The organism is Dyella sp. 05T440 (assembly GCF_056395965.1).
On sequence record NZ_JBFTKN010000006.1, the window covers coordinates 105,173 to 123,577 of the forward strand.

An 18,405-nucleotide genomic window follows, 5' to 3' on the forward strand; every position below is an offset into this window, starting at 1 on the left:
GATCAGTTATTCCGCCAGTTATCGGCCGCTTCAGCCTTGGCCTGCTGCAGGTCGGCATCGTCACGGATGACGCGCGGCACCAGCACGCGCGGCTCGATCGACACGGGTTCGTACACCACGCGCTTCTGCTCGGGGTCGTAACGCACCTCGACATTGCCGATCAGCGGGAAGTCCTTGCGGAACGGATGACCCACGAAGCCGTAGTCAGTGAGGATGCGGCGCAGATCGGGGTGACCGTCGTAAATGATGCCGTAAAGGTCGAACGACTCGCGCTCAAACCAGTTCACGCCCGGCCAGATGCCGGTCAGCGAAGGCACGATCGGCAGCGAGTCGTCGTCGCAGAACACGCGCAGGCGCAGGCGCTGGTTGTTCTCCAGCGACAGCAGGTGAACGATGGAGGCGAAGCGGCGCGGCGAGGAGTCGGCGTGCGGGCGGTCGGCCCACTTGAAGCGGCCCATCGCCTCGCCTTCCACGCCGCGCGAGAAGCCGGTGCCGGACACCGTTTCGGTGTCCCATTCGGTCTGGCCGTAGCCGAGGTAATCGATGCCGCAGACGTCGATCGGCACGCCGAAGCGGAACGAGGCTTCGTCACGCAGCGCGGTAGCCACCGCGAGCAGGTCGGCGGCAGCCACTTCGGCGGTGACTTCGTTGCGGACGACGCTGATCGTCAGCATTTCGCCGAATCGCGCGGACAGACGCTCGGCCAGCGAGTTGAAAGAGGTATCAGTCATGCTCTGCTGCGCCTTTGTCAGGAACGCGCGATGGTGTTGGTGCGGCGGATCTTCTTCTGCAACTGCAGGATGCCGTGGATCAGCGCTTCGGCCGTTGGCGGGCAGCCCGGCACGTAGATGTCCACCGGCACGATGCGGTCGCAGCCACGCACCACGGAATACGAGTAGTGGTAGTAGCCGCCGCCGTTGGCGCAGCTACCCATCGAGATCACCCACTTCGGGTCGGGCATCTGGTCATAGACCTTGCGCAACGCCGGGGCCATCTTGTTGACCAGCGTGCCGGCCACGATCATCACGTCGGACTGGCGCGGGCTGGGGCGGAACACCACGCCGTAGCGGTCCAGGTCCAGGCGCGCGGCGCCGGCATGCATCATTTCCACGGCGCAACAGGCCAGACCAAAGGTCATCGGCCACATCGAACCGGTGCGCGCCCAGTTCATCAAGGCGTCGACGCTGGTCGTGGCAAAGCCGCGCTGCATGACAGGGTTGTCTTCGGCCGGACGCAGGATGTCGTCCACCAGGTTCAACGGCTGCGGGTTGTGCATCACCCGGTCAAGCGACGAGATCACTCCCATTCCAGTGCTCCCTTCTTCCACACGTAAGCAAAGCCGATGACCAGCAGCAGCAGGAACAGCGCCATCTCGACCAGGGCAATCAGGCCGATCTTGGTGAACACCACGGCCCACGGAAACAGAAACGCGATTTCCAGGTCGAAGATGATGAACAGGATCGCCAACAGGTAATAGCGCACGTCAAAACGCATGCGCGCATCTTCAAAGGCTTCGAAGCCGCACTCGTACGGCGAGAGCTTCTCGGACTCGGGGCGACGCGGGCCGGCCAGCAGGCCGATGACCAGAAGCACCACGCCTAAGCCGGCGGCAACGCCGATGAAAAGCAGAATGGGCCAGTATTGGGCAAGCACGATGAAACGTACCTCCGCGCCTTCATTGGCGCATCAGTGACCGTCGGGGAAACGGTCCGCGGAACTTGGGTTCGGCATGACCCGCGAGGGCCAAGGGCTAGGCGCCACGTTCACGTGCATTGGGGGGCAGCGAGCGTCCGACTTCCCTCGATCTGAATCGAGGGATCGCGACATTGTATCAGTGCGCTTAACAACAACAAGCCTTGACGGCTGTTTGGAAGGAGATTTGCAGGGGTTTCTTCCAGCGGTCGTAAGCCATTGCGACCAAGGTCTTAGAGCCTGGCTCTACATCGTGTGCGTCGGGCGCTCGGACCCGGTCAGGCCGGCCAGGATGTTCTCAATGCGGGTACGCGCCACTTCGCCATCGGACGACTCGTTGAACTGCACGCCAATCCCGGCCGTGCGGTTGCCCTGCGCACCGACCGGGGTCACCCAGACCACCTTGCCGGCCACCGACAGGCGCTCGCCTTCATCGGTGAGGTTGATCAGCAGCACCACTTCGTCGCCCAGGGCGTACTTCTGGGCGGTAGGGGCGAACAGGCCGCCGTGCTTCAGATAAGGCATATAGGCGTTGTAGAGCGACGCCGTGTCCTTGATCTTCAACGAAATGATGCCCTGGCGGGCGGCAATGGCCGGATTCATGACTGCTCCTGTACACCGCTGATGCAGTGCCCCTCAGCCGCATCGTAGCGAGCGGTCGGCCATTGCCACAAGCGAGATGTCGACGGAATGTGACGGCGCTAGAGCTCGCACCAGCCCCAGCGGTCGAAGATCCAGGGCGATGGCAGATTCATATGCAGCTTGAGGAAGCGCGGCCCAGGCGCGGCCGGGTCCAGGCCATGCAATACGTAACGCCCCTGCCCGTCCATGGTCAGTGGCGCCTGGCGCCACGGCCACTGGCGAACGCCCCGCTCGTCGACCAGGGTCAGGTGCAACCAGCGATGGAGCGAAGGAGATGGCTGCCATGGCAGCACGGCCGACTCGGTGGAAACAGCGGTTCCCCGCACCGACTGATACCGCTCGCCACGGTCCGCCAGACGGCGCATCCGCTTGCCGCTCAAGGCCATCTGGCTGCGATGACAGGCCAGCGCGGCCATCTTGGTGGCATGGATGCCGACCGAGGAGTCGAGCTTGACCCGGCCTTTGCCGGTGACCTCCTGGCCGTGCACGAGGTAGGCCAGCATGCGCGGCGTCTCGAGGTTGGCGCGGGCCACCGCCAGGCGGGTCAGGACATGGGCGGCGCCGTGATCGGGGTGGTGATCGCCCAGCGCGGGCAAGGCGACCAGGTTGGGGCGAAACGCCTCCAGGTGCCGGCTCACCATCTCGACGCTGGCATCCAGCTGGTCGCAAAGGCGGCTGGTGATGCCCATGTCGGGCCAGCCCAGGGGCAGCAACGCCTCGCCCGTCACACCCAACTGAGCCAAGGCCTGGGTCACTTCGGTACGTCGGCGCTCGCCCCAGCGGCGGCGCTCATCGGCGCCGATGCGCAGCCGGCGCTCCACCCAGCGTTGCGGCCAGGGATTGTTGTCGCCATTGGTGAGCAGGAGGATCTGCACCTCGCCGCCGGCCTGCCGTACCTGCAGGATCAGCTCGCCGGTGGCGATCGATTCGTCATCCGGGTGCGGCGCGACGACCAGCAGTCGCGTCCTGGCATTGAGGCTCAAGCTCACGTCAGCCCCCTGTGACAGGAGGCGCCGGACGCCAGCCGCGATCGAAGGCCTGCGACCACACGAAAGCCACAGGCGTGCCGCCGCTCACCACCAGATGGTGGGTGCCGCGGCTCAGGAACCAGTGGTCCGCCGGCGCGGCGCCATCGAGGCTGCCGCTGAGGCGCTGGTGTCCATCGGTCACCACATAGTCTCCGGGTACGTTCACGTCTATCGTCTGCTGGGGCTGGTGATCGGCAAGCATACGGCCCGCGATCCAGATATCTCCGCCAGCCTCCACATAATTGAGCATCACGAAGCGCGCGCTCGAGGGCGGCAGGCGCCGCAACACCACCAGCATGGTCCGGTGATTGACCAGGTCGTCGACGATGGTGTCCGCCATCTGCCCACGGCGCAGGCGCCGCATGGCCAAGCTTTCCAGCACGGGATAGTAAGGGCGCATGCGGAATATCGTGTCGCCCTTGGGGTCCATCACCGTGTCGGTTTCGTTCGTGTAACGCAGCACGGTCGACAGTTCATTGCGTTGCGCGGCGAGATCGTCCTGCCATGGCGGCGCATCGGCAATGACGGCTGCCATTTCCGCCACCAGCAAAACCATCAACAACACGCCGCGCAGTCGCGGACGGGAGTTCAGCCATTGCCACGTCGCTGCCAGGCCGGCCGAGGCGATCGCGAGCGTCGGCAACACAGGGAGAAAATCCTGCTTGGTGATGAGCGGCCAGATGAACCAGATCAGCAGCAGGTACAGACCGCCCTGCAAGGCAAAGAACACGGTCCAGTCGAAACCGCCTTCCGAGCGCTGGCGCGCTTCACGCACGCACATCACCACCAGCACCGCTGCAAAAATCAGAAACCACAAACCTTGCTGCGCCGCATGCCGTTTGTTGGCGCCGCCGATGTTGTACTCGGCCAGCCCGTACCACGCGTCTTCGAGCAAACCGTGCGTGCCCAACCAAATGGCAAAAATGGCGGGCACCAGCAGTACGCCCAGCAACGCGGCGATCCAGCAACGCACACCGGCCCGCGGCGCGTGCGAGGGCCGCATCATCCGCACCACGCCGGCCGCGACGACGGTGGTGACCAGCAGCACCAGTGTTTTCTGCGATACCGACAGTGCACAGCCCATCGCCAGGCCGGCCACGAAGTAACGCCACAGGCGCGGCGGTGCGCCCGCCACGAACGCCAGGCCGAGCAGCCACATCGCCATCCACATGTCGTCGGTGCGGAACTGTCCGCTGACGACGAAGAACCGCGGGAATAGACCGGCCACCAGCACAACCACCGCAGCGACGCGCCAGCCGTAGAGGCGTTGCGCCATCCAGCCCGCCGAACCCAGGGCGATCACATACCAAAACTGCATGGCCAGGCGCAGCCAGGTCAGCACGTCGGGACGGTTGTCCAGCCACTTCAGCAGCGGCGAGTGCAGCCATCCGAACAGTGGGCCGTGGTTGTCGAAAACATCACGGTAAGGCAGCAGCCCTTGCGTCCACGCCCATGCGACGTGCGCGTGCTGCGCTTCGTCGGAGTTGAGCGTGTACGCATTAAGCCATGCCAGTCGAAGGACCAGCAGGAACAAGAGCGAAATCCACGGCCAAATGGGGAGCTGGCGTTGGGAGGAAAACTTCATCGGAGCAGCGTAGGCAGGCGGCCTGTCAGCGGCCTTTCCCTGGGGAAAACGCGGCGCCGGTCATCAGGTTGTCAAGATCGGCTCAATGCCAGCGGGCGAGCAATTCCAGCAAGAGCAGATCGCCACGCAGGGGGCCACGCAGTGATTCGCGCGTGCGATTGGCCGCCATATACCACTGGTCGAGGCCTTCAGCGTCCAGCTGGCTGGCCAGCGGCCCCTGCCCGGCGGTGGCACGCATTTTCAGCTCTTCGGCGGCAGCCTGTGCCGCAAACCACAGACGCTGTTGCGGCTCGTTGTCCAGCCAGCGACGCGCCACTTCCATGGCCTCGCCACGTCCGGCCGCCAGTGCACCAAGATCCTTGCGAACCTCTTGCCTGCGCGCGAGCGCGCCTTGTTCCGCCCAGACACGCGCCAGACCAGGATTGCCGCCCGCCGCATCGAGCGCAGCGGCGGCGTCCTTGACGCCCTGCTGCTGCAGCCAGTCCAGCGCCTGCTCGCGCGGCGGCAAGTGAAATTCAATGCGCTGGCAACGACTGCGGATGGTTTGCGGCAATCGCCACGGCGCATCGGCTACCAGCAACAGCAAGGTCTGCGCCGAAGGTTCTTCCAGCGTCTTGAGCAAGGCGTTGGCTGCCGCGGTATTCATGGCATCGGCCGGATCGATGCACACGATCTGCCATCCACCGAACTGGCTCGACATGGCAAGACGGGCGGACAGCTCGCGAACCTGGTCGACCACGATCTCGCTGCGCTGCACGCCATCTTTGCGCAGGCCAAAACTCAACGTGGCGAAATCCGGGTGCGTGCCCGCTGCAAACAACAGGCAGCTGCGGCACCGGCCGCACGGCTCGCCGTGTTGCGGGTGCTGGCACAGCAGGCCTTCGGCGAAGCGACGCATGAAGTCGCGCTTGCCCAGGCCTTCGGGCCCGCACAGCAAGAGCGCGTGCGGCATCGCGTTGCGCTCACGCCTAGCCTGCAGGCGTTCCCAATGCTCGCCATGCCATGGCATCAGATTCATGCCGGAGTCCCAAACAGGTGACGGGTGGCATCGATGGCGGCCGCCAGCACTTCCGGCGGCGTCAGCGTGGCGTCGATGATGCGGAAGCGCGCCGGCTCCGCGGCGGCACGCGCACGATAAGCCGCACGCACGCGCTCAAAAAATGTATCGCCTTCCACTTCGATGCGATCCGCTTCGCCGCGGCCGGCAGCGCGCGCACGCCCGGTCGCCACGGGAAGATCGAGCAACAGGGTCAGGTCAGGCGTCAAACCATGTGTAGCCCACTGCTCCAGCGTGGCGATGCGCTCATTCGGCACCCCGCGACCACCGCCTTGATAGGCGTAGCTCGCATCGGTGAAACGATCGCACAACACCCACTGCCCCGCCGCCAGCGCAGGCTCGATGCATTCGCGCACGAGCTGCGCCCGCGAGGCGAACATCAGCAGCAATTCGGATTCGGCGCCCATGCCGCGATGCGCCGGATCGAGCACGATGGCGCGCACCGCCTCGCCCAGCGGCGTGCCGCCGGGTTCGCGCGTCTGCACCAGATCCACGCCCTGCGCGCGCAAGTGCTGCTGCAGGCCGGCGAGCAGTGTGCTCTTGCCGGCCCCCTCGCCACCTTCGAGCGTGATCAACTTGCCTCGTGTCATTGGCATCGCTTCAGCTGAAAACAGGCCACGTTGTGATTGTGTTCGTCCAGCGTACTGGAGAACACGTGCGTGCCGTCGCCACGCGCGACAAAGTAAAGCTCCGACCCGGCTGCCGGATGCAGCGCCGCCTCGATGGCGGGCTTGCCAGCCATGGCGATCGGCGTCGGCGGCAGGCCGGCGCGGGTATAGGTGTTGTACGGCGTGTCGGTGGTCAGGTCCGACTTGTGGATGTTGCCGGTGTAGGACTCGCCCATGCCATAGATCACGGTGGGGTCGGTCTGCAGCAGCATGTGCTCCTGCAGCCGACGCACGAACACGCCGGCGATGCGCGCACGCTCATCGGCGCGGCCGGTTTCCTTTTCCACGATGGACGCCAGGATCAGCGCGTCATACGGCGTGGCCAGCGGCACATTCTTGTCGCGTTGGGCCCACAGCGTGTCCAGCATCTTGGCCATCGCGGCATGCGCGCGGCGCAGGATGTCCAAGTCGCTGTCGCCCTTCACATAGGCGTAGGTCTCGGGAAGAAAACGTCCCTCGGGCATTTCGCCAGGCACCCCGATCCTGGCCATCAGCGCGGCGTCGTCAAGACCGGCGCCTTCCTGCTTGAGCCGGTCCGCCTTGGCCAAGGCTTGGCGCAGGTCGCGGAAGTTCCAGCCATCGACGATGGTGAAATTGCGCTGCAGGACCTTGCCCGCAGCCATATTGAGCAACAGCTCGCGCGGCGTCATGCCCGCGCTCAACGCATATTCGCCCGCATGCAGGCGACCGGCCACACGCAACTGCTCGGCCAGCACACGCCAATACAGCGTGCGCGAATTCGTCACGTGCTGCTCGCGCAACTGGCCAACCACATCACGCAGGCTGCTGCCCTTGGCCACATCGACGCTGGGCGTCTGCGGCGACACCGCCAACGGCGTGCCGACGAAGCGCTGATAGTCCATCCATCCATAGGCGACGCCGCCGGCTACCGCCAGCAACACCAGCACGATCAGGCTGCGCCAAAGCGCCCGCCCCTGCATCTTGTGTCCACTCATGCCTGCTCCATCGGGAAACCCAAGCCGCGCCAATGCTGCTGCAAAGCGCGGGTGACCGGCCCGGCAACATACACGGTATCGCCCACGGCCTGAACAGGCAGGATGCCGCGTACGCTGGAACTGAGGAAGACCTCGCTGGCACGGGCGAGCTCCGCCGGGCGCATGCCCTGGATGCGCACGCCTGGCCGGCTGGCGAGAATCTCGGCGCGAGCCACCCCCGCCACGCCGCAGCGATCCAGCGCCGGTGTGATCAGGACGCCATCGAGCACGGCGAACAGATTAGTCATGGTGCCCGAGATGAGCTGTCCCTCGGCATCGCAAAGCAGGCCCTCGCCCAGCGCGGGGTCGGACCATTCGGCGCGCGCCAGCACCTGCTCCAGCCGGTTGAGGTGCTTCATGCCCGCCAGCAGCGGCTGCGCGGCCAGACGCGTGTCGCACCAACGCACGCGCAGGCCTGAGCGATACACATCACCCGCCATGGACGGCGCCTCGAAGCCGGCCACGACACGGGTGGGCGCAGCAGCCTGAGGCGGTGCATAACCGCGCTCTCCAACGCCGCGAGTGAGCGTGATGCGAACGACAGCATCGTGCATGCCCTCGATCACCACCGCCGCTTCGCGTGCCAGCTGCGGCGCATCGGGCGCAGGCAAGCGCAAGCGGATGCAGCTCTCGCGCAACCGGTCCATATGCCGCGACCACAGCGGGGCCACGCCACTGACGAAACGAATGGTTTCGAACAAGCCGTCTCCGTAGGACAAGCCGCGATCAAACGCGGAGACGGTGATCGACGGCGATCCGTTGACGAACACGCGGTCTGCCATCAGCCCTGCACTCCCAGCGCACGCAGCAGGCCGCGCGCTTTGGCACGCGTCTCGTCCAGCTCCTTATCCGCCACTGAATCGGCCACGATGCCTGCGCCCGCGCGCAGCGTGACGTCGGAACCGGCCAGCGTGAACGTGCGTATGAGGATATTGAGATCGAGATCGCCGTTGCGGTCCAGATAACCGAGCGCGCCGGTATAGGCGCCACGCGGCGCATCTTCCAGCGCAGCGATGATTTCCATGCAGCGCACCTTGGGGCAACCGGTGATGGTGCCGCCCGGGAACGTAGCTGCAATCACTTCGCCCGGCGTCACCTCATCGCGCAGGCGACCACGCACGTTCGACACGATGTGGTGCACATGCGCGTAACTCTCCACCACCATCAGCTCGTTGACCTCGACCGTGCCCGGCACGCAGACGCGGCCCAGGTCATTGCGTTCGAGATCGATCAGCATGACGTGCTCGGCGCGTTCCTTGGGATGCGTGCTGAGCTCAAGGATGCGCGCGGTGTCGTCATCACCCGGTGTGCGCGGCCGCGTGCCGGCGATCGGACGCGTCTGCGCCAGGCCATCGCGTACTTCGACCAGGCGCTCAGGTGATGAACTCACCACTGCCCATTCGGGCTGCTGGAACAAGCCCGCGAACGGCGCCGGATTGGCTTGGCGCAGCGACAAATACAATTGCGCAGGCGTCACAGGATTCGCGTAATGCGCGTGCCAAGCCCGCGAGAGATTTACCTGGAAGATGTCGCCGGCATGCAGATGTTCGTGGATGCGCGCCACGCCATCGAGAAACAGCGCCGGCTCGTCCTCGCTGCAGGCATCGGGTGCAGGCAACGCAGGAAGCTCCATCGGCGCGGAGAGATCGGCCTCCATCGCATCGAGCAAGGCTTGATGCCCCTGCTCCGCCACCAGCACCGTGCAGCCGCGCGCATGGTCCACGATCACCGCCGCCGGACAACGCAAGGCAACCGCGGTCGGCAACACCGTCGACGAGCGAAGCTGGAGGCGCGTTTCGATCTCGCCGACCAGTTCATAGGCGAGCAACAGCAGCCAGCCACCGTGGAACGGCAAGTCGCTGGCGCCATCCCGCGACAACCGCGCCGCACGCCATGCGTCATCCAGCGCGTCGAGAAAACCGCCTTGCAGCGACTCGCCGCTACCGTCGATAAGCTGCCCATCGGCACGCAGGGTCAGCGCTTCCTGTGGAAACGCGAACAAAATGTCGTAGCGCGACTGCGGCGTACCGTGCGTCACGCTCTGCAGCAGGCCGGGATAGCGCTCCGGAAATGCAGCGGCCGGCGCGAGTAGATCGCGCCGGCCGTGCAGGGTCTTGCGATGTAGCGCGGTCACTTCGCTCAAATGCGACGGAATGCCAGCGTACCGTTGGTGCCGCCGAAGCCGAACGAGTTGGAGATGGCTACGTCGAACTTCGCTTCGCGCGCGGTGTGCGGCACGAAATCAAGATCGCAGCCTTCGCCCGGCTCGTCCAGGTTGATGGTCGGCGGCAGCACCTGTTCGCGCAGGGCGAGGATGGTGAAGATCGCTTCGACACCGCCAGCCGCACCCAGCAGGTGACCGGTGGCCGACTTGGTCGAGCTCATCGCCAGCTTGTAGGCGTGATCGCCGAACACGCGCTTGGCGGCCAGCACTTCACCCAGGTCGCCCAGCGGCGTAGACGTGCCGTGCGCGTTGACGTACTGCACGTCAGTCGGGTTCAGATGACCATCCTTGAGTGCGGTGTCCATGCTGCGCGCCGCACCTTCGCCACCTTCGCTCGGGGCAGTGATGTGGAAAGCATCGCCGCTCATGCCGAAGCCGACCAGCTCCGCATAGATCTTCGCGCCGCGTGCCTTGGCGTGTTCGTATTCTTCCAGCACCAGCACGCCGGCGCCGTCGGACAGCACGAAACCATCGCGGTCCTTGTCCCACGGACGACTAGCCTTGGTCGGCTCATCGTTGCGCGTGGACATGGCCTTGGCCGAGCAGAAGCCCGCCATCGCCGTGCCGGTGGTGGCGAACTCGGCGCCGCCGGCGATCATCACGTCGGCATCGCCGTACTGGATCATGCGCGCGGCCAGGCCGATGTTGTGCGTACCCGTGGTGCAGGCCGTGACGCAGGCGATGTTCGGGCCCTTCAGGCCGTACATGATCGACAGGTGACCGGACACCATGTTGATGATCGACGAGGGCACGAAGAACGGCGACACGCGACGCGGCCCCTTGTCGTGCAGCTCGATCGACGTATGTTCGATGGTATGCAGGCCGCCGATACCGGCAGCCACGGCCACGCCGATGCGCGGTGCGTTCGCTTCCGTCACTTCCAGGCCGGAATCGCGCAGGGCTTGCGTGCCCGCGGCGATGCCGTAGTGGATGAACGGATCCATCTTCTTGATTTCTTTCTGGGCGATCCACTGCGCCGGATCGAAATCACGTACCTGACCGGCGATGCGCGTGGCATAGGCGGTGGCGTCGAAATGGGTAACCTCACCGATGCCGCTGACGCCCTTGAGGATGTTGTCCCAGGCGGTCGCGACTTCGTTGCCGACCGGGGAAATGATGCCCAGCCCGGTTACAACCACACGTCGTTTGCTCATGCTGATCTTCCCTTGTGTATCCGTGGCTCTATCGATGGCGGCAGGCAATCTGCGTCATTCGTGGCCACGTCATCCGGGCCGTGCAGTGCGCCGTGCGCACCATACGGGATCGGACGTTGCAAAATGCAGAAACGAAAACTGCGCCAATGTGGCGCAGCTTCCGGTATCGCTAGTGGACAGACGCATGGCGTCGTCGCAGCAGAGCGATCACTCCTTGGTGTGGGCCTTGATGTAGTCAACAGCCTGCTGCACCGTGGTGATCTTCTCGGCCTCTTCGTCCGGAATCTCGGTCTCGAACTCTTCCTCGAGGGCCATGACCAGCTCGACGGTGTCCAGCGAATCAGCGCCCAGATCGTCCACGAACGAAGCGTTCGCCGTGACTTCCTCTTCCTTCACGCCCAGCTGCTCGATGACGATTTTCTTGACGCGCTCTTCGATGGTGCTCATGTTGCCAATACCTCCCAAGGAGTAGTTACCTGATCAACGCCGGACATAAGCCCGACATATGGCCGGCGGATTGTAGTGGTTAAGCCGCAAGGCCGCCATGATCCGCCAGCAATGGTGATACGCAGGCCACGGGGCCGGCGCGAAAGAAGCAATTGTCGCCTAAAACGATGTAGCTTGCGACAACTCCGTGTTAAGCCGGCCCGCGCCGGCGCACCGGACTGCCCGTCCCCATAGATGGAGGGCAATTCGGCCGTTTCAAACAATTGGGGGCCAACAGAAGGGCTTGCCGCCCTTTCTTGAGGGCTTACGGCATGTACATGCCGCCGTTCACATGCAGCGTCTCGCCGGTGATGTAAGCCGCCGACGGGGACGCCAGAAAGCCCACGGCCTTCGCGATATCGGTCGCCTGACCCAGGTGCCCGAGCGCAATCTGACCCAGCAGCGCCGTACGGGCGTCTTCAGGCAGCGCACGCGTCATATCGGTATCGATGAAGCCCGGCGCCACCACGTTCACGGTGATGCCGCGCGAACCGATCTCGCGCGCCAGCGACTTGGAGAACGCAATGATGCCGGCCTTGGCCGCCGCATAGTTGGACTGGCCCGGATTGCCGGTGACGCCGACCACCGAAGCGATCGAGATGATGCGGCCCTTGCGTGCCTTCATCATGCCGCGCATCACCGCCTTGGAGGCGCGATACACCGAGGTAAGATTGGTATCGAGAATGGCCTGCCAGTCTTCATCGCGCATGCGCATCAGCAGCTGATCGCGCGTGATGCCGGCATTGTTGACCAGGATCGAGACCGGGCCGAATTCCTTGGCGATGCTGTCGATGAGCGCATCGATGGACGCGCCATCGGTCACATTGAGCATGCGGCCATGGCCGCCGTGCGCGGCAAGACGCTCGCCGATCGCCGCCGCACCGCTGTCGCTGGTGGCGGTGCCGATGACCGTGGCGCCCTGCGCCGCCAGTTCGTCGGCAATCGCCGCACCGATGCCGCGGCTGGCGCCCGTGACGAGGACGATTTCACCTTGCAGTGTCTTGCTCATCTGTTATTTCCTTTGGATGGCTAAACGGCAATCCGTCCAGCCGCATGAATCGGGAAAGTGCCGGGAATCAGGCCCACTCGGTACGGGCGGCTTCCAGCTCGGCCGGCGTACCGATGGCGCGCGCTTCCACGCTCTTGTCGATGCGCTTGATCAGGCCTGCCAGCACTTTGCCCGGACCAGCTTCGGCCATGCGCGTCGCACCGCCTGCGACCAGCGCCTGCACGCATTGCGTCCAGCGCACCGGCAGATACAGCTGGCGCTGCAGCGCGCCGCGAATATCGTCCAGGTTGTCGTAGCTGCGCGCTTCGGCGTTCTGCACGACCGGCACAGACGGCAATGCCCAGTTGATGGACGCCATGCGCTCGCCCAGGCGATCGGCCGCGTCGCGCATCAGTGCGCAATGCGAAGGTACCGACACGGCCAGCTTGATGGCTTTCTTCACGCCCTGCTCCGCCAGCTTGGCCAACGCGCGATCCACCGCTTCGGCATTGCCCGCGATGACGAGCTGGCCGGGCGAATTGAAGTTGGCCGGCGACACGACCTGGCCCTGCGCGACTTCTTCGCACACCGCCGCAATCTGCGCATCGTCGCCACCAAGGATGGCCGCCATCGCGCCCACGCCCGGCGGCACGGCGGCCTGCATCAGGCGACCGCGCTCGGCGACCAGTGCAGCAGCGTCATGCAGCGACAACGCGCCGGCACATACCAGAGCGCTGTACTCGCCCAGGCTGTGGCCGGACATCTGCGCAGGCGTCGCGCCACCCAGCTTCTGCCACACGCGCCACACCGCCACGCTGGCGGCGAGCAGTGCCGGCTGCGTGTTCTCGGTGCGGTTGAGGTCCTCTTCCGGACCCTGCTGGCTGAGCGCCCACAGGTCGATGCCCGCGCCCTGCGATGCCTCGTCGAACGTGGCCTTCACTTCCGCATGCGCAGCGGCCAGCTCGGCCAGCATGCCCACGGATTGCGAACCCTGGCCAGGGAAAACGAAAGCTAGCGTGGCGGCGGTATCGGTCATGGATAGGGGTTTTCTGAAATCGAAAAACGGAATGGTGCCAGTAATCAGCGCCATACGCAGCTGTATTCAGTCATTTCGACACGCGACACCTGTAGGAGGGCACCTTGTGCGCGACCACAACGCCCCTCGGTCAGCCCTGAGGCCAGTCGCGCACAGGGTGCGCTCCCACAGGAAAGACAAAGGCCGCCCGGAGGCGGCCTTGTATCTCGTGCAACTGGACAATCAGTAGCGCAACAGCGCCGAAGCCCACGTAAACCCGCCACCAAACGCTTCCAGCAGCAGGTTCTGACCACGCTTGACCTTGCCCGAACGCACGGCGTAATCGAGCGCCAGCGGCACCGAGCCGGACGAGGTATTCGCATGCTCCTGCACGGTGACGATCACCTGCTCCATCGGCATCTTCAGGCGCTTGGCCGTGGCCTCGATGATGCGCAGGTTGGCCTGGTGCGGAATCAGCCAGTCGATCTGCGATTCGTCCATGCCAGCGGCCTGCAACGTTTCGTCGACCAGCGAGTCCAGCGTCTTCACGGCGACCTTGAACACTTCGCGGCCCGCCATGTTGATGCGCACGCCGTGGTTGGGCTCGTCCTTGAAGCCGACCGAGACGCCCACCGGGTTGTACAGCAGATGCTTGAAGCCGCCGTCGGCATGCAGCAGCGTGGCGTAGATGCCCGGCTCTTCCGAGGCTTCCAGCACCACCGCGCCGGCGCCGTCGCCGAACAGCACGCAGGTTTCGCGCTCAGTCCAGTCGACCATGCGGGTCAGCGTTTCCGCGCCGATCACCAGCACTTTCTTGGACTGGCCGCTGCGGATGAACTTGTCGGCAATGCCCAGCGCGTAGACGAAGCCCGAACAGGCCGCATTGACGTCGAACGCGGCGCAACCGTTGGCGCCCAGGCGATGCTGCACGAGGCAGGCGGTGGACGGAAAAATGATGTCCGGCGTGGTCGTGCCGAGCACGATCAGATCAATCTCTGACGCCTTGACGCCGGCAGCTTCGAGGGCGCGCTCCGCGGCTTCGGTGGCCAGGTCGCCGGTGGTCTGGCCTTCGGCGGCGATGTGGCGGCGCTGAATGCCGGTGCGGCTGACAATCCATTCGTCACTGGTCTCGACGATCTTCTCGAGATCGGCGTTGGTCACCACTCGCTCAGGCAGTGCGCTGCCGGTGCCGGTGATGCGGGCGTAAATCTGGGCCATTAACTTTCCATGCGACGGGTTGGGAAAAGCAGCCTCAACAGCTCAAGCCAGCTTCCAAACCGCCAACGTTACGTGGGTGATCGCATAAACGCAAAGCGGCGCGAAATCGCGCCGCCATGCGGAACCGTATCCCTTGCGGGAAACGATTAATCCTCTTCGACCACCGCGCCGGCGGTCTGGATGACCTTCTTGCCGCGGTAGTAGCCGTCCTTGGTGACGTGGTGGCGCAGATGCACCTCGCCGCTGGTCGGATCGGTCGACAGCTGCACGGTCTTCAGCGCATCGTGCGAACGACGCATGCCGCGGGTGGACGGGGTCTTGCGGCTCTTGGCAACGGCCATGGCGAATCTCCAGCTAAATCAGTTTTTCTTGAGTTCGCGCAAAACCGCGAACGGGTTATCGGAACGCCCTTCGCTGGAGACTTCCTCCGGCGTGGGGCCTACTACGTCTTCAGGCAATGTGCTGTCCGGATTGACCGGGACCAGCGGCAGCGCCAACAACAATTCGTCTTCGATGACTTCCAGCAGGTTGAGCTTGCTGTCGTCGGCGATCAGCAGCGGCTCGACGTTGGGCGGCAAGGCCGCTTCATCGCGCTCGGAGCGGATCAATCCCAGCCGGCTATCAACCGCCATGGGCAGTACAAACGGCTCCAGGCTGCGCTGGCAGGTCAGCGTGACAGGAACCTGGACACGCACGTCGAGGTACGCCGTACCAAACTCGTCCCGGCCAAAATCCAGCTCGTAGTGCGCCGTCCCTTCCGTACCGGCCAAGGCCTCGCCCAATCGCTTCATGGCGACTATGGGGAACTCCCCCTGGAACGAACGCCGCGCCGAGACCATGCGCCAAGCGTCCACGGACTCTGGCAGTGTCACGGACATAGACCCGAAATCATAGGATTACAACCCATTGAAGTCAACGGGCTGGCGGGTCCGCGAGCGCTGACTTGGCCAATTTTGCCTGAACGGCCCCGGTACGGCAGACTTTGACCACCTCTCCTGCGAGCTGGCCGCCCGTGAACCCCTACCTGACGCTCGGCATCGCTGCGCTGCTGATCCTTGCCGCTGCCCTGGTCGGGGCCATCCTGGCCTATCGGCGTCGTGCCGATCGCCGGACGCTGAGCCTGCTTCAGCTGCTGGAGCTGGCCGACAAGGTGGAAGCGGATCTCAAGACCTGCCGAGCCGGCCTGCAACAGGCCCACGCCGTCATGTCGCTCAATCCGGATCTGCCCGCCAGCAGCGAACAGGAGGCGCGCCACGCGATCGACGCGGGCCTGCGCTCCCTGCTGCAACAACGCATCTGGATCCGCGACGCCGCACCGAAAGCCTCGCAGGAGGAACTCGATAGAGCCGTCGCATCCATGAATGATACCCGCGATCGCCTGCAGCCGCTGCTGGCAGCCCTGGATCGCGCCCAGCACGATCTGGACAGCGCCATGCGGGAACACCTGCGCCGCGAGCACGACGCATGAGTCTGCCCACCCTGGTGCTGGGCTCGACCTCGCGTTATCGGGCCGAACTGCTACGCCGCATCGTCGACGATTTCGAGCAACGCGCTCCCGGCACCGACGAGACCGCCCTGCCCGATGAAACGCCACGCGATCGCGCCAGTCGGCTCGCCATCGCCAAAGCGCGCGCCGCAGCCGCCGGACTGGACGATGCGCTGGTGATTGGTTCCGATCAAGTTGCCGAACTGGGCGGCATCGTGCTCGACAAACCCGGCACGGCCCAGCGCGCCCGCGAACAGCTGCTGGCGAGCTCCGGTCGCGAGGTGCATTTCCATACGGCGCTGTGCCTGCACGACACCCGCACGGGTGAGGATCGCGTGCATGTCGACCACACCGTGGTGATGTTTCGCAGCCTGACTGTGGACGAGATCGATCGCTACATCGAACGCGAGCAGCCGCTCGATTGCGCCGGCAGCTTCAAGTGCGAAGGACTGGGCATCAGCCTGTTCGAGCGGATCGACAACGAGGATCCGTCGGCCTTGATTGGCCTGCCGCTGATTGCACTTGCACGCATGCTGCGCGAAGCAGGCATCGCCCTGCCCTGACTCAGGGTTGTTCGTCGTTCGCCGCGGCGATTCGCCAAATCGGGCAGGCATCGCTGGTCGTCGCCATGGCTGGCAGCGACAACGGGACCGTTCCTGCATAAAAAGCGATCCGGCGGCGCCCGTCGAACAGATCCAGCCGCGTGAGCGGTGCTGGCTGGTTGATGCGGCCGCACAGCGCACGCAACCAGTCCGCCCGCTCATGCACGCGCAGCGCTTTTTCATCCACCGCGAGCAACATGAGTTCGCCACCATGCCTTCGGCCCAAGGCAGTTTCGTCCAGTTCCCACCAGGCCAGCTGCGGTGCGCGCCCGTGCTTGACGTTGAGTGGACTGTCGAGCACGTAGACCGGCACGCTGCCGCCCAACTGGAAATCGATTTCTGCCGCCAGCATGAAGTTGTCGGCGACCACCACGCCTGGATGCGAGGCGAGCAGTTCGCGCGCCATGTCGCCACTTTCGCGCCAGCCGACGAAACGCGCCGGGAACGCCTTGAAGCCGGCCAACACACGCGCACCGTTGTTGCTGGCGGCCAGGCCGAGATACGCAAGGCCGCCAAGCAGACCCACCGCCGCCAGCACGAACGCAGCGGTCAACCAGGCCTGGCGCCACGGCCGCCGTTCGCGCAGCAAGACAGGCAATGCGGCCAACAGCGGCAGATAGCCGGGCAAAGGCCAGTGCGCCCGAAAGCGTATGTCGTCCGCAAACAGGCCTAGCGCGAAATAGACGACGAGGAAGCAGCCGGACACGATCGCGATGAGGTCCCACGGCCGCCCCTCCTCACGACGCCGCCAGCTCACCCATGCCGCCCACAGCAGCAGCAGGTATAGCAACGGCGTGCAGGCCACCGCCTGCTCCAGCGGCTGCACCAAGGCGTCGGCATGAAATTGCCAGGGATTGCGTTCGACCAGTTGAAAGGCCAGGCCTGCAGCGTGGTGCTGCCAATTGGAAATGACCAGTGGGATCAGGCCCAGCGCAGCCACCGCCAGGGCCAGCCACAGACCTGGACGGCGCCACTGCGCCCGACCACGCGGGGTCATCACGCAAAACAGCAGGCCGGCCAACATCGGCATGGCGGCCCGGTAATGGGTCAGCCAGCACACGCCCAGCGAGAGGCCGAGCAGCAGCCAGTCGCGCAAATAGTCGCGATCCAGCGCCCGCACCAGGCCCAACAGAGCTGCCATGATCGCCACGGTCAGCGGCACGTCCGGCAAGGCGAGCACGCCCAGGCTGCCCGCCAGCGGCAAGACCAGGCACAACAGGCCGGCCTGCCAGCCGGTGCGTTCGTCGAAGGCCTCGCGGGCAAAGGCGCGCACCAGCCATGGCAGGAGGCTGCCGATCAGCAGGAAAGGCCAGCGCATGCCGAACACGCCGTGCCCGGCGATGTGCTCGCCAAAGTGGATCAGCAGGGCCGTTAACGGCGGCAAGTCGCTATAGCCCCAGGCCAGGCGGCGACTCTCTTGCCAGTAAAACGCCTCGTCACCAAACGGTGACAGGCTTGCAGCAAGCATGATCTTGAGCACGCAGAGCACTGCGAAGGCGATCACGAACACCGCTCGCCAGCGCGAGAAACCCACGGCTACACTGGGGGTGTCACGCATGAGCTCT

The 18,405-nt window shown here is 65.0% G+C and carries 21 protein-coding genes; 2 read left to right on the forward strand and 19 right to left on the reverse strand.

The annotated features are described in order from the left end of the window. Positions 1-2: 2 nt before the first annotated feature. The 18 genes from AC1DE1_RS09780 to AC1DE1_RS09865 all read right to left on the reverse strand — a co-directional run bounded on the left by AC1DE1_RS09780 (position 3) and on the right by AC1DE1_RS09865 (position 15,591). A complete protein-coding gene (locus tag AC1DE1_RS09780) occupies positions 3-731 on the reverse strand; it encodes an NADH-quinone oxidoreductase subunit C (protein ID WP_441604063.1) in 729 nt (242 codons plus the stop codon). A gap of 17 nt (positions 732-748) precedes the next feature. Next, a complete protein-coding gene (locus tag AC1DE1_RS09785) occupies positions 749-1,306 on the reverse strand; it encodes a NuoB/complex I 20 kDa subunit family protein (RefSeq protein ID WP_046970156.1) in 558 nt (185 codons plus the stop codon). Then, positions 1,297-1,653 carry an NADH-quinone oxidoreductase subunit A gene (locus tag AC1DE1_RS09790; RefSeq protein WP_121880989.1) on the reverse strand — a complete coding sequence of 119 codons (357 nt, stop codon included), beginning with the start codon at positions 1,651-1,653 and terminating at the stop codon, positions 1,297-1,299. Before AC1DE1_RS09790 ends, AC1DE1_RS09785 begins: the two co-directional genes overlap by 10 nt. A gap of 285 nt (positions 1,654-1,938) precedes the next feature. Then, positions 1,939-2,295 carry a PilZ domain-containing protein gene (locus AC1DE1_RS09795; protein WP_046970154.1) on the reverse strand — a complete coding sequence of 119 codons (357 nt, stop codon included), beginning with the start codon at positions 2,293-2,295 and terminating at the stop codon, positions 1,939-1,941. A 98-nt stretch (positions 2,296-2,393) separates the two neighbouring features. After that, positions 2,394-3,323, reverse strand: a complete 930-nt coding sequence (locus AC1DE1_RS09800) for a PIG-L deacetylase family protein (RefSeq protein WP_477175983.1) — start codon at positions 3,321-3,323, stop codon at positions 2,394-2,396. A 1-nt stretch (position 3,324) separates the two neighbouring features. Continuing rightward, the gene (locus tag AC1DE1_RS09805) at positions 3,325-4,947 is read right to left on the reverse strand and encodes a hypothetical protein (protein ID WP_477178220.1); all 1,623 of its coding nucleotides are present in this window, start codon (positions 4,945-4,947) and stop codon (positions 3,325-3,327) included. Between the two features lie 82 nt (positions 4,948-5,029). Continuing rightward, positions 5,030-5,965 (reverse strand): DNA polymerase III subunit delta', encoded by a 936-nt coding sequence (gene holB, locus AC1DE1_RS09810; protein WP_477175985.1) that lies wholly within the window; start codon positions 5,963-5,965, stop codon positions 5,030-5,032. Next, on the reverse strand, positions 5,962-6,600 hold the full coding sequence (tmk, locus tag AC1DE1_RS09815; protein WP_441604059.1) for a dTMP kinase: 639 nt from the start codon (positions 6,598-6,600) through the stop codon (positions 5,962-5,964). Before tmk ends, holB begins: the two co-directional genes overlap by 4 nt. Further along, the gene (mltG, locus tag AC1DE1_RS09820; RefSeq protein WP_477175986.1) at positions 6,591-7,628 is read right to left on the reverse strand and encodes an endolytic transglycosylase MltG; all 1,038 of its coding nucleotides are present in this window, start codon (positions 7,626-7,628) and stop codon (positions 6,591-6,593) included. The genes tmk and mltG overlap by 10 nt, the downstream gene beginning before the upstream one ends. Continuing rightward, complete coding sequence (pabC, locus tag AC1DE1_RS09825) at positions 7,625-8,449, reverse strand: aminodeoxychorismate lyase (RefSeq protein ID WP_477175987.1); 825 nt, start codon at positions 8,447-8,449, stop codon at positions 7,625-7,627. The genes mltG and pabC overlap by 4 nt, the downstream gene beginning before the upstream one ends. Beyond that, positions 8,449-9,801, reverse strand: coding sequence for an aminodeoxychorismate synthase component I (locus AC1DE1_RS09830; RefSeq protein WP_477175988.1), 1,353 nt, complete (start codon positions 9,799-9,801; stop codon positions 8,449-8,451). Before AC1DE1_RS09830 ends, pabC begins: the two co-directional genes overlap by 1 nt. Before the next feature lie 5 nt (positions 9,802-9,806). Further along, positions 9,807-11,045, reverse strand: coding sequence for a beta-ketoacyl-ACP synthase II (gene fabF, locus AC1DE1_RS09835; protein WP_477175989.1), 1,239 nt, complete (start codon positions 11,043-11,045; stop codon positions 9,807-9,809). Positions 11,046-11,252: 207 nt separating this feature from the next. Next, positions 11,253-11,492 (reverse strand): acyl carrier protein, encoded by a 240-nt coding sequence (gene acpP, locus AC1DE1_RS09840; RefSeq protein WP_019466215.1) that lies wholly within the window; start codon positions 11,490-11,492, stop codon positions 11,253-11,255. A 304-nt stretch (positions 11,493-11,796) separates the two neighbouring features. Next, positions 11,797-12,540 carry a 3-oxoacyl-ACP reductase FabG gene (fabG, locus tag AC1DE1_RS09845; RefSeq protein ID WP_441604054.1) on the reverse strand — a complete coding sequence of 248 codons (744 nt, stop codon included), beginning with the start codon at positions 12,538-12,540 and terminating at the stop codon, positions 11,797-11,799. Positions 12,541-12,607: 67 nt separating this feature from the next. Then, entirely contained in the window at positions 12,608-13,555 is a 948-nt protein-coding gene (gene fabD / locus AC1DE1_RS09850) for an ACP S-malonyltransferase (protein WP_477175990.1), read from the reverse strand. Between the two features lie 222 nt (positions 13,556-13,777). Beyond that, positions 13,778-14,752, reverse strand: a complete 975-nt coding sequence (locus AC1DE1_RS09855; protein ID WP_441604052.1) for a beta-ketoacyl-ACP synthase III — start codon at positions 14,750-14,752, stop codon at positions 13,778-13,780. Positions 14,753-14,898: 146 nt separating this feature from the next. After that, positions 14,899-15,093: a 50S ribosomal protein L32 gene (gene rpmF / locus AC1DE1_RS09860; RefSeq protein WP_046970143.1), complete on the reverse strand. Its 195-nt coding sequence runs from the start codon at positions 15,091-15,093 to the stop codon at positions 14,899-14,901. An 18-nt stretch (positions 15,094-15,111) separates the two neighbouring features. Next, positions 15,112-15,591 (reverse strand): YceD family protein, encoded by a 480-nt coding sequence (locus AC1DE1_RS09865; protein WP_477176040.1) that lies wholly within the window; start codon positions 15,589-15,591, stop codon positions 15,112-15,114. 173 nt (positions 15,592-15,764) lie between these two features. Between AC1DE1_RS09865 and AC1DE1_RS09870 the strand changes: the two genes are divergently transcribed. Both AC1DE1_RS09870 and AC1DE1_RS09875 read left to right on the forward strand, forming a co-directional pair. Continuing rightward, a complete protein-coding gene (locus tag AC1DE1_RS09870; RefSeq protein ID WP_441604051.1) occupies positions 15,765-16,220 on the forward strand; it encodes a hypothetical protein in 456 nt (151 codons plus the stop codon). Then, positions 16,217-16,801, forward strand: a complete 585-nt coding sequence (locus AC1DE1_RS09875; protein WP_477175991.1) for a Maf family protein — start codon at positions 16,217-16,219, stop codon at positions 16,799-16,801. The genes AC1DE1_RS09870 and AC1DE1_RS09875 overlap by 4 nt, the downstream gene beginning before the upstream one ends. 1 nt (position 16,802) lies before the next feature. Here the strand turns inward: AC1DE1_RS09875 and AC1DE1_RS09880 are convergent, their stop codons facing one another. Further along, the gene (locus AC1DE1_RS09880) at positions 16,803-18,398 is read right to left on the reverse strand and encodes an ArnT family glycosyltransferase (protein WP_477175992.1); all 1,596 of its coding nucleotides are present in this window, start codon (positions 18,396-18,398) and stop codon (positions 16,803-16,805) included. Positions 18,399-18,405 lie beyond the last annotated feature (7 nt).